We start from the raw sequence: 1,635 nt of genomic DNA, 5'->3' as shown, positions 1-1,635 counted from the left end.
TGAACTGCTCCCCGTCAAGTAGACAGGGTAAATAATGAAAACCAGCCTAGGCGGCTTGAGCCCTGTATTCGACAGGGCTCAAGCCGTTTAGTCGTTTCTGGAGACGATCATGGTTGTAGAACGATATGTAGGCCTCGATGGCCGACGTGAGTTCGCTATAGGCCTGGAACTCACGCAGGTAGTACATCTCGACTTTCAGGGTACCCCAAAAACCCTCGATCGGGGCGTTGTCGAGACAACGTCCGACGCGGGACATGCTGTGGGTCAGTTTTGCGTCTTCCACCATGCGTTTGAACCCTCTCGATGTATATTGAAACCCTCGGTCGCTATGGATCATCGGACCCGCTCCTGTACGGAGCCCCGCGATCGCCGGGATCATCGTCTGGAAGACGAGCCCATTGTTGTTGGATTTCCCGATGCGATAGGCGACGATCGAGCCGTCATAGAGGTCGATGATCGCGCTCAGATACGCCCTCCTCCCGGCGCCATATTTGAACTCGGTGACGTCGGTGCACCATTTCTCGTCCGGTCGGGACGCGCTGAATTCTCGGTTCATCAGGTTCTCGGCCACATGCTGCGGTGAAGACTTTTTGTACCGTTTTCGCTTCTGGCGGATGACCGAACGGATCTCGTGGATGCGCATGAGACGATAGACCCGCTTCTCGTTGTATGCCGGTAGGCCATGCTGGCGTCGTCTCCGATTGACCGTCATGGTGATCCGTCGATACCCGTAGGTCCCGTTCACCTGGTCGTAGAGGAGACGGATGTCCTCCAGTAGACTCAAGTTCTCTTCCTCGCGTACCGAGACGGTACGTTTTAACCATTTATAATAGGCGGCCCGTGAGACCTGCGCGATCTCGCATAAGAGCACGACCGGGAACGTGTCGCTTATCGACATTTCCTTGATGGCCGTGTAACGCAATTGTAGCCGGATCTGGCTGATCAACCTCTCCTCTCGATCTCCTCTAACTTTTTTAGGAACAGGTTCTCGGCCCGAAGGCGCTCGTTCTCCCGCTCGATCTGTTGGATGCGACGTTCAAGCTTCTCCTCGTTGGTCAGTTCCTCTTCTTGCTTTGTCCGTCCGCGCCGGTCCTCGAGCCCGTGCACGCCGTCGGCGTCATATTTTTTCGTCCAGCCATAGACCTGCTGGTACGACACGACGAATATCTCGGCCGTCCGTTGATAGTTCCGTCCGTTGTCCAGGCAATACCTGACGATCTCCATGCGTTCCTCGAATGTTGTCTTTCTCCCTTTGGCCATAGCTCGATCCATCCCTTTTCTCGAATCTGTTAACTCGCTATGACCAGTATACTTCTTGATCCACCGATATAGAACCGACCAACTACTAATATGATATTTGGAGAGAACCTCCATTTTGGTGAACCCATCGAGATAGTCACGTACGGCCGCGATCTTCTGTTCCTTGGTGTAATGTTTCCATGTCTTCGACTCCTTCAACGCATCGATCCCACCGGTATCGAATTTCACTTTCCACAACTGAAGGGTATCCATAGAGACGTCATGAGCCTCCTCGATTTCCTTCCAGGTGCATGTTCCTTCTTCCAGCATACGTAGTGCACTCAGTTTTTGTTCAATCGAATGCCGACTTCTCGCCATAAAAAAACACTCCCCAAT

The 1,635-nt window shown here is 53.0% G+C and carries 1 protein-coding gene; it reads right to left on the bottom strand.

Translation table 11 applies throughout. The annotated features are described in order from the left end of the window. Positions 1-46: 46 nt before the first annotated feature. Positions 47-1,617, bottom strand: a protein-coding gene (locus EVJ24_RS15040; protein ID WP_131441800.1) for an IS3 family transposase whose coding sequence is annotated in 2 segments (ribosomal slippage) — positions 47-978 and positions 978-1,617 — 1,572 coding nt in all. Because the reading frame shifts where the segments join, the coding sequence is not laid out codon by codon here. Positions 1,618-1,635 lie beyond the last annotated feature (18 nt).

The organism is Exiguobacterium sp. SH1S21 (genome assembly GCF_004337175.1).
GTDB lineage: Bacteria > Bacillota > Bacilli > Exiguobacteriales > Exiguobacteriaceae > Exiguobacterium > Exiguobacterium aurantiacum_A.
Note: the sequence above shows the minus strand (reverse complement) of the source record. Positions and strands in the feature narration are given on the sequence as shown.